8 protein-coding genes and 1 other RNA gene are annotated in these 9113 nt (G+C 61.6%); 8 read left to right on the forward strand and 1 reads right to left on the reverse strand.

Annotated features, from left to right (window positions below; genetic code table 11):
- Position 1 precedes the first annotated feature (1 nt).
- Positions 2–415 carry a hypothetical protein gene (locus tag EPO09_RS11870; RefSeq protein WP_290643332.1) on the forward strand — a complete coding sequence of 138 codons (414 nt, stop codon included), beginning with the start codon at positions 2–4 and terminating at the stop codon, positions 413–415.
- A 22-nt stretch (positions 416–437) separates the two neighbouring features.
- Here the strand turns inward: EPO09_RS11870 and EPO09_RS11875 are convergent, their stop codons facing one another.
- Complete coding sequence (locus EPO09_RS11875; protein ID WP_290643334.1) at positions 438–800, reverse strand: DMT family protein; 363 nt, start codon at positions 798–800, stop codon at positions 438–440.
- An 87-nt stretch (positions 801–887) separates the two neighbouring features.
- On the opposite strand from EPO09_RS11875, the gene EPO09_RS11880 reads away from it, so the two are divergent.
- The 7 genes from EPO09_RS11880 to EPO09_RS11910 all read left to right on the forward strand — a co-directional run.
- Complete coding sequence (locus EPO09_RS11880; RefSeq protein ID WP_290643336.1) at positions 888–2009, forward strand: AIR synthase-related protein; 1122 nt, start codon at positions 888–890, stop codon at positions 2007–2009.
- A 26-nt stretch (positions 2010–2035) separates the two neighbouring features.
- On the forward strand, positions 2036–2704 hold the full coding sequence (locus EPO09_RS11885; protein WP_290643337.1) for a dienelactone hydrolase family protein: 669 nt from the start codon (positions 2036–2038) through the stop codon (positions 2702–2704).
- Between the two features lie 195 nt (positions 2705–2899).
- The gene (locus EPO09_RS11890; protein WP_290643339.1) at positions 2900–4042 is read left to right on the forward strand and encodes a response regulator; all 1143 of its coding nucleotides are present in this window, start codon (positions 2900–2902) and stop codon (positions 4040–4042) included.
- Between the two features lie 97 nt (positions 4043–4139).
- Positions 4140–7157, forward strand: coding sequence for a PAS domain S-box protein (locus tag EPO09_RS11895; protein WP_290643341.1), 3018 nt, complete (start codon positions 4140–4142; stop codon positions 7155–7157).
- Positions 7158–7187: 30 nt separating this feature from the next.
- Positions 7188–7286, forward strand: an RNA gene (gene ffs, locus EPO09_RS11900) — signal recognition particle sRNA small type.
- Between the two features lie 110 nt (positions 7287–7396).
- Complete coding sequence (locus EPO09_RS11905) at positions 7397–8638, forward strand: site-specific integrase (RefSeq protein ID WP_290643342.1); 1242 nt, start codon at positions 7397–7399, stop codon at positions 8636–8638.
- A 65-nt stretch (positions 8639–8703) separates the two neighbouring features.
- The coding region (locus EPO09_RS11910; RefSeq protein WP_290643344.1) for a hypothetical protein at positions 8704–9113 on the forward strand (410 nt) is incomplete at its 3' end.

The following is a 9113-nucleotide window of genomic DNA, read 5'->3' on the forward strand; positions in this document are numbered from 1 at the left end:
GCTGACGGGGCCTGTGGGCGGACATCGCTTCTACCTGTACGGCCTGGGCGACCTCTGGGGCTGGCTGCACGCGGTGCCGACGCTGGTGGGCGCCTGGGGCATCAACCGGGTGTTCGAGTTCGGACAGGACGATCAACTCTCGTGGGTGCTGATCCCCGCCCTGGGTTTCATGGTGGCCTACACGATGCTACAGGCCATCCTCTACGGCCTGACGCCAGACGAGAAATGGCACGCCCGCTTCAACCCGCAACTGGCGGCATCGCCCGATATGGCCCCCAGCAGCGGCTGGCCGGCCGTGATCGGCGTGGCGCTGGCGCTGATGCTGGGCGCCACGGTGTTGATGTCCACGATCGCGTTTTCCGGGCAACGCTACTTCGAATATCAGATCGAAGAGGCGCGCAAGATCAGCCAGTAATGTCGCCTGATGAAAACACGACTCAGGCGCGGAACATGAAATACGCCGCACCAACCAGGCACAGCGCCGCCCAGATGTAGTCCAGCTTGAACGGCTGCCCCAGGTAGAACACGGCAAAAGGCACGAACACGCTCAGCGAGATCACCTCCTGCATGACCTTGAGCTGCCCGACCGTCATCTGCTGGGCCCCCACACGGTTGGCCGGCACCTGTAGCAGGTACTCGAACAGGGCAATGCCCCAGCTCACGATGGCCGCAAAGAACCAGGGCTTGCTGGCCATGTTCTTGAGGTGCCCGTACCAGGCGAAGGTCATGAAAACGTTGGACAAGACCAGCAGCAGCGCGGACTGCAAGGGCACCGGAATGGACTGGATGAAGCTGTTCATGCCCCGCAGTCTATGCAAATTGACCCACAGGCCGCTCGGGTACGGGATAATCGCGGTTTTCCCGAACATTCAGCTCTTTGCCTGCCCATGACCACGCCAACTAACCAGAACGCGCCCCTCACCTACGACCAGGCCGGTGTCAATTACGACCTGATCGACCCGTTGAAGGTCGCGGCGCAACGTGCCGCCGCTGAAACCGGCGCCAACCTGGCCAGCCATGGTTTCTCGGAAGTGCTGGCTTCGCGCGGCGAATCCGCCTATGTGGTGGACGTGGGCCCGATGTACCTGGCCTCCATCGTCGAATGCCTGGGCACCAAGACGCTGGTGGCCGATGAAATGGCCACGCTGACCGGCAAGAGCTACTACGACAGCATCGCGCAAGACACGATCGCCATGGCCGTCAACGACCTGATCACCGTAGGCGCCACGCCCTTGGTCGTGCAGGCTTACTGGGCTGCCGGTGGCTCGGACTGGTTCGGCGACAAGATCCGCGCCAACGCGCTGGTGGCAGGCTGGAAGAAGGCTTGCGAAGTCTGCAATGTGGCCTGGGGCGGCGGCGAAACGCCCGCGCTGGCCGGCATCGTGGCCGATGGCCGCGTGGACCTGGCTGCTTCGTGCACCGGCATCATCAGCCCCAAGACCCGCTTGTCCGTGGGCGACAAGATGGAAGCTGGTGATGCGATCGTGCTGCTGGCCTCCAGCGGCATCCACGCCAACGGCCTGTCGCTGGCACGCAAGCTGGCCGAGCGCCTGCCCAAGGGCTACCTGACGGACATCGGCAATGGCCAGACCTATGGCGAAGCCCTGCTGGCCCCCACCACGCTGTACTCGCCCGTGACCGAAGCCCTGGCCGCCGCCGGCATCAACCCGCATTACTGCGCGAACGTGACCGGCCACGGCTGGCGCAAGCTGCTGCGTCACCCCAAGACCCTGACCTACCGCATCACCGCCCTGCCCGAGAAAACACCCGTGCTGGCCTTCATGCAGAAGGAATGCGGCCTGGATGACCATGAGGCCTATGGCACGCTGAACATGGGTGCTGGCTTTGCCTTGTACGTGGCTGCTGGCGACGCACAACGCGTGGTCGAGATCGCGCAAGGCCTGGGCATCCCGGCCCTGGTGGCTGGCCGCGTGGAAGCAGGCCCCAAGCAGGTTGTGATCGAGCCACTGAACGTCGTTTACGGCGCCGACGAGTTGCAACTGCGCTGATCGCCTGATCAGGGCCGGAGTCCAGCATGGGTCAGATGATCACCTTTGAACGCCCCGATGGCGGCGTAACGCAGGGCTATCTGGTCGATGCGGGCGCCGGCACGCCCTGCGTCATCCTGATCCAGGAGTGGTGGGGCCTCAATGAGCACATTCGGTCGCTCGTGGACCGCATGGCGGCGGCCGGCATCACCACGCTGGCACCCGATCTGTACCGTGGCCGCCTGGCCAGCTCGGCCGACGAAGCCAGCCACATGATGACGGGGCTGGACTTTGCAGACGCCACGCATCAGGATCTTCGCGGTGCCGTTCAATTCCTGGCGCGACGAGGCGGCAAGGTGGGGGTGATGGGCTTTTGCATGGGTGGCGCACTGACCGTGGCCAGTGCCGTGCATGTACCCGGGCTGTCGGCCGCGGTGTGCTTCTACGGCATCCCACCCGCCCAGTTTGCAGACCCCGCCCTGATTCGCATTCCGTTCCAGGGCCACTTTGCCAGCAAAGACGACTGGTGCACACCCGCCACTGTCGATGGTCTGGAAGCGGCCATGACCCAGGCCGGCCAACGCCCGGACATTCACCGCTACGAGGCACACCACGCCTTCGTCAACCAGACCCGCCCCGAGGTCTACGATGCGGCCTGTGCCACCCAGGCCTGGGATCGCACCGTCGATTTTCTGCGCCAGCACCTGAAGGCCTGAGCATCAGTTTAGGTCAAGTTTGAAATCGGCGTGAAATAGTTCCACGGCCACGGACAAGTGGGCACCGCCTGATCACTTTTCGTCTCAATTTTCCCGCACGGCGGTCGATCTTCCACTCGGGGATCAGGCGCCCCGGGCTGTCAGCGTGGCTTCAGCCGAAATCTGTGAGTCGCCTGGCAAATCAAGGGACGAACAATGACTCAGGCTCGCGTACTGATCACGGACGACGATGACATGACCCTGGAAATGCTGGAAGCAGCATTGCAGGATCGCTATCAGGTGACGATGGCGCACAGTGGCAAAGAGGCCATCACCAAGGCCAGCGCCGAGCCTTTCGATCTGATCGTGCTGGACGTCGACATGCCTGACATGGATGGCTACGCCACCTGCACGGCACTCAAAGCCGACAGCCTGACGGCGGACATTCCCGTTCTGTTCCTGTCGGCTCGGGTCAATATCGAAGAACGCCTGCGCGGATACCGGGTTGGCGGCACAGACTACCTGACCAAGCCTTTCGATGTGATTGAGTTGACGACCAAAATCGATCTGGCCGTTGAACAAAGAACCCGCAACCAGTACCTCAACAGCCAGTTCGAAGAGGCGATGAACACGGTGCTGACCACCGCCAACATGTATGGCGAAGTCGGCGTCGTGCTGGATCTGCAAAGGCAATTGAGCAATTGCTACAACTACACCGACATCGCCTGTGCGTTTTTCAGCGCACTGGAGAAAATGGGCTTTGAGGGCTCGCTGCGACTGTCTGGACGTCAAGGGGTGGCATCGCGCTCCGGCCAGGGTGAATGTTCGGCATTGGCCAACTCCATCCTGGACCACATCGAGCGAGGCTCAGGCCCCAAGATCCAGGCTGTTGGCGACAACACCAGCTTCAACTACGGCAATGTGCTGATGCTGGTGCGCAACCTGCCCATGAGCCCGCAACCCGGTCAATACCCGCAAGATGAACTCGACCGCCTGGCGCGGGTACGCGACAACGTGGCCCTGATGGCAGAAGGCATTGTGTCGCGCTTGCGCGCACTGGATGTCGAATTGGAGAAATCCGGTTTCGAGCAATCCCAGAGGCTGGTAGCCGCCACCCGTGAAGCCCTGGTGGACATTTCAGCCCAACAGCACGCCAACCGCATGCACATGGGTCAGGTCTTCCAGCGCATGCACACCGAGGTGGAGCACTCCTTCATCCACCTGGGGCTGTCGGAGTCGCAGGAAGAGCACTTGTCCAACACGCTCAAGCGCTACATCAACGAAGCGATGGGTGTCTTCGATCACAGCAATCAGATCGAAGCCCACCTCAACAAGCTGATCGCTCGACTCAATGGCTAACAAAGGCCGACATGCGCCATCCAGGAGCGGGAACGACCCGCTGACGCTGGAGACTGTTCGACAGCAGATTGAACAGTCCATCCTGAGCAACGTCAACATGACGATGCGCATCGGGGCGGTAGGTGGTGTGCTGCTGGCCATCGGGCTGAGTCTGATGCCGGCCCAGGATCCGCACATACGGCAAGTCCGGATCGCCAGCGGGATTCTCAGCGCTGTCATCGCCATCGTGGCCATGCTGGTCAACAAGCGATGGGGCGCTCGCGCTGCAGCCTCCGTTTTTGCGATCACGGCCATGCTGGTCTGTTATGGCCTGGCATGGGCTTTGGGAACCGGCATCGCCTCATCCTCCGGGGCCATACCGGCTGCGCTCATTGTGGTGATGGGGTTTGTGCATGGGCCTCGTGTCGGTGTGCTCATGACGCGGCTATCGGTTGCCTACGCCATCACGCTACTGGCAGCCCAGTGGTATGGGCTGCTGCCTGGCCTGGGGCCCACCAACACGCCTCCGGTGGCGTCTTACGCCGTCATCCTGATCATCGTCTTCATGGTCATTGGTTCGACCATCACCCACTTCAGCCGTCTGTTCTGGGAAGCCATGAGCACCATCGACAAGGCGCGCCAGGATCTGCAAGACAAAGTCGAGATGCAGGAGAAGACACAGCGCGAACTGGTGGACAGCAAGCAGCGTCTGGCCACCCTGCTTGATCATGCACCCATGGCCGTGCTGATCTTCGATAAAGACAATGGGCGACTGCATTACGTGAACCACCACGCGCTGCAAGCCCACGGCGCCAAACGAACCAAGGACGTCGGACGCCATCACCTGTTCACAGAAGCACCCTACAACCAGGACACCTTCCTGGAATATGTGCACGCCACCCGAGACCACGGCGCACTGGAACTGCAATGGCGCACCGTCAAGAAGGACGGCGACTTCATCTGGTGGGCCGTCAAGCTCGACACCATCACCATCGATGACATGGCCTATGTCGTGGCGTTCGGACATGACATCACCAAGCGCCTGGAAGCCGAGCAGGCCCTGATCGACCACCGAGCCCACCTGGAAGAACAGGTCAAGGCACGCACGGCCGAAGTGCTCGTTCAACAGCACCGGCTGGAAACCGTGATCGAGGCCCTGCCCGTGAGCCTGACCATCAAGGACAGGCAAGGTCGCTATCAACTGAGCAACAAGGTCTTTGAAGAGTCTTCTGGCCTGAGCAAGGACCTGCTGCTGGGCCATACCGCCGAGGAGGTCTTTCCACCCGCCATGGCCGAGCAGATCCGCGAGCACGACCACAACCTGCTCAATGGCACGGACATGGTCCGCTACGAGAACTCGCGCATGCGCCGGGATGGCAGCCGCCGCGACCACCTTGTCACCAAGGTGCCCTTGCTGGATGCGTTCGGTCAGCCCGAGGCCATCCTCACGCTGGCGGTGGACATCACCGATCAGAAGACAATGCAGCGTGAACTGGTCGATGCCAAGACCGAAGCCGAACGGCTGGCACGGGTCAAAAGCGAGTTCCTGGCCAATATGAGTCACGAGATCCGCACGCCTTTGCATGGCGTGCTGGGCCTGGCCCAGGTCGGCCAGAAATGCCCGCCAGGGGATCCACAAGTCCAGCAGATTCTGGAGCGCATCACCCGCTCTGGACGCCACCTGCTGGGGGTGATCAACGACATCCTGGACTTCTCGAAGATCGACGCCGGCAAGCTCACCATCGAGAAATGCGCGCTGGACCCACGGCAGTTGGCAGAAGATGCCGTGGCCATGGTGGAAGAGCGCGCCTCCGGCAAGAGCCTCAACCTCAACTTCCAGTGCGAAGCCATTCCACAGGCCGTCATTGGCGATCCGCTGCGTATCCGCCAGATCCTGATCAACCTGCTGAGCAACGGGATCAAGTTCACGGAAAAAGGCGGGGTGACGCTCAACCTGTCTGCCAGCCACGGCAAGCTGTACTTCGCCATCAAGGATTCGGGCATCGGCATGCACCACGAAGCGCAAGAACGCGTGTTCTCCCCCTTCGAACAAGCTGATGGCTCAACCTCACGCCGATTTGGCGGCACGGGCCTGGGCCTGAGCATCAGCCGCAAACTGGCCTTGCTCATGGGGGGCGACATCACGCTCAACAGCGCACTGGGCGAAGGCTCAACCTTCACGCTTGTGGTGCCGCTGGAAGAAGCCGACGCGGCCTGCCTGCCTCATCCGGACGAAGCCAACGTTGCATCCGTCAACGCGGACATCGACACACCCCGCCTGAGCGGCTTGCGTATCCTGGCCGCCGATGACGTCGACATCAACCGAGAGATCCTGATGGGCCTGCTGACACAGCAGCAAGCTGAGGTGCACTGCGCCGAAAACGGCAAGCACGCCCTGCAGATCCACAAGGAGCAAGGCGCGGGCTACTTCGACATCGTGCTGATGGACGTGCAGATGCCGGTGATGAACGGTCTGCAAGCCACCGAGCTGCTGCTGATGCGCGAGCCCGAACTACCGATCGTGGCGCTGACCGCACACGCCATGGCCGAAGAGCGCCAGCGTTGCGCTGACGCAGGCATGGTGGGCCACCTGGCCAAGCCCTTCGATGCGGATGACATGATCCGCCTGATCCTGCGGCACAGCCGGAATGCCCCCAAAGCGCCGTCGGAGCCGCTCGCATCAGAAGCCACCACCACGAGGCTCGATGACATCCACGGCAACGCAGCCCCGGTCGCGGCGGTTTCAGCGCCAGTGGAGTCAGCCCCCCTCACAGAATCCGAGCCTGATCAGACGTCGCTCGATATGGCTGGCGCCCTCAAACGCTGCGGCGGCAAAGATGCCCTGCTGCGCAAACTGATCACACGATTCAGCGACGAGCAAGCCGATTTTGTGAGCCGTTGCCAGCAATTGCTTTCAGAAGACCCCGATCAGGCCCGGCGCGTGGCGCACATGCTCAAGGGCACCTCTGCCAATCTGGGACTGGAAGTGCTGTCACGCCACGCAGGCGACCTGGAAAATGCCCTGATCGACCAGGACATGCCCCTGGTCAGCCGCACACTGATGACCCTCAACACGGCCCTGAATCAGCACATCACCCTGTTGAAACGGTGGCTGACCGAGCAAGTGCCGGCGTAAGACTGCGCGACATCGCATACAATCGTCAGTGACGGGCCTCCCCGCATGGGGGTGCGGCCAACCGGGTCAGGTCGGGAACGAAGCAGCCCTAACCGATTACCTTCAGTGCCGGGGTTCAGGCTCGTCACCCCTATTCATCTGGGGCCCGTGTTCATCGGGCTCCTACGGCCTCCAGGCCCCCTGAGCAGCCGAGTGTGTCACTTTGACGTGTCACCCGCTGACTTCAGACGGTGGCCCAAATGGCAAAACTCCCTGGACTTCTCAAGCGTGGCGGTGTGTACCACCTCCGCGTCATGATCCCGCTTGATTTGCGCGGTGCCCACGAAGGCCGAAGCAAGGTCATCAAGACCCTTAAGACGACAGACCGACAGGAAGCCGCCCTGCGTGGCGTTCACTTGCGTGCCCAGTGGCTTGCGCGCTTTGCCGACCTCAGGAAGCCTGCAGATTGCACCCTAAGTGAGCAGCGAATACACACGGTAGCCCTCATCCCTCCGGCCACCGACATCACCCCGCCATCCAAAACGATGCGCCATGTCTTCCACCAATGGAAGGCCGTGGGCGACCGCTCAGAGGATGGCAACCGGGCATGTGAACGGGCCCTGAAAGCCTTTGAAGATAACCAAGGGGGCTTGGCAGTCAAGGCCATCACTTATGCACACGGGGCAAACTTCCGCAAGGCGCTGCTCGGGGGCAAGCTATCGCAGAAGACAGCACGCGATTACTTTGTCTGGGTGCAGGCCCTACTGAGATTCGCCCAAAATGACCTTGGGATCATCGACCGCAACCCGTGGGCCCGCCTGTCCATCGAGAAGCCCAAGACAACCCCAAGGCGTCCCTGGACCCTGGATGAGTTGCGCCTGCTTTTCGGGCACCCGTTGTTCACTGAATACCGATTACCAAAAGACCCGAAGGCTGGGAAAGCTGCCGCCTACTGGATACCTCTGCTCGGCATGTTTACAGGTGCTCGGGTCAGTGAACTTGCCCAACTGACGCAAGGTGACGTGTTCATTGAAGGTGGGGAGCCATACCTGAACATCACCGACGAAGCTGAGCACCAGCAACTCAAGACCGGGAATAGCAGGCGAACCCTCCCCGTGCACCCTGAGTTGATCCGGCTCGGCTTCATGCGGTACTGGCAGGGCCTAGGTGGAGCGAGTCAATCACCTCTGTGGCCATACCTTCCGCTCCGCAAAGGCAAGCCCGGGGGCTACTTCTCCCAATGGTTCGGTGATCTGCGCAAGGAGGTGGGCCTGGGCAAGTACCCTGACTTTCACTGCTTTCGGCATACCGTCAGGACACAACTGGCCGAGGCCCGATACCCTGAGGCAGTAAAGGACCGAGTGACGGGCCACAGCGTGAGGGGCAGCACAGGCACCAAGGTGTATGAACACACTGACGCACTGATCAAGGAGGCCGTGCACAGCATCAGGTTTGATGGGCTAACCCTGGCAATAGTGAGCCTTCCCCGTTGCCCCACCTAAGAGGGGCGCGGGGGAACAGCGTTCAGCGCTACAGTCCCGCCGAAACAAAGCATAGGGAGTAGCGTGTGAACGACTCAAGCGCAGCCGCGCCTACTGACACCCCCAAGGCCCCCGCAGAGGTTCGCGTGTTGGTCGAAGATCCATCCCCGTGGTTCATCGCTGCGGACGTGTGTGCCGCTATAGGCATGCCCGCCACGAACGTGACAAGCGCCCCAAAACACACAAGGAAGAAGGCTGCCACAGAGGACGGCAAGGTGGTCCACCTAGTCAACTCGGAGGGGCTGCTGTATCTACTGGCATGGGCAAGAAACAATGCATCGTCTCGCCCTCAGTTGTCCGTGTACACGATCCGTGTCTACGATGACCGCAGCGAGACGGCCCCAGACCCATCCATAGGCCGCCACGTAGAGATGGGGGCTGCAATCGCCATTGAAGGCACGTTGCGGCTCTATCCACAGAGCTCTGTGGATAGAGC

Source organism: Aquabacterium sp. (assembly GCF_004297345.1).
GTDB lineage: Bacteria > Pseudomonadota > Gammaproteobacteria > Burkholderiales > Burkholderiaceae_C > Aquabacterium.

Bases quoted from the DNA above. Each gene is read 5' to 3' on its own strand.
- EPO09_RS11875 (WP_290643334.1), bottom strand. From the start codon at position 800: ATGAACAGCTTCATCCAGTCCATTCCGGTGCCCTTGCAGTCCGCGCTG.
- EPO09_RS11880 (WP_290643336.1), top strand. From the start codon at position 888: ATGACCACGCCAACTAACCAGAACGCGCCCCTCACCTACGACCAGGCC.
- EPO09_RS11885 (WP_290643337.1), top strand. From the start codon at position 2,036: ATGGGTCAGATGATCACCTTTGAACGCCCCGATGGCGGCGTAACGCAG.
- EPO09_RS11890 (WP_290643339.1), top strand. From the start codon at position 2,900: ATGACTCAGGCTCGCGTACTGATCACGGACGACGATGACATGACCCTG.
- EPO09_RS11895 (WP_290643341.1), top strand. From the start codon at position 4,140: ATGACGATGCGCATCGGGGCGGTAGGTGGTGTGCTGCTGGCCATCGGG.
- EPO09_RS11905 (WP_290643342.1), top strand. From the start codon at position 7,397: ATGGCAAAACTCCCTGGACTTCTCAAGCGTGGCGGTGTGTACCACCTC.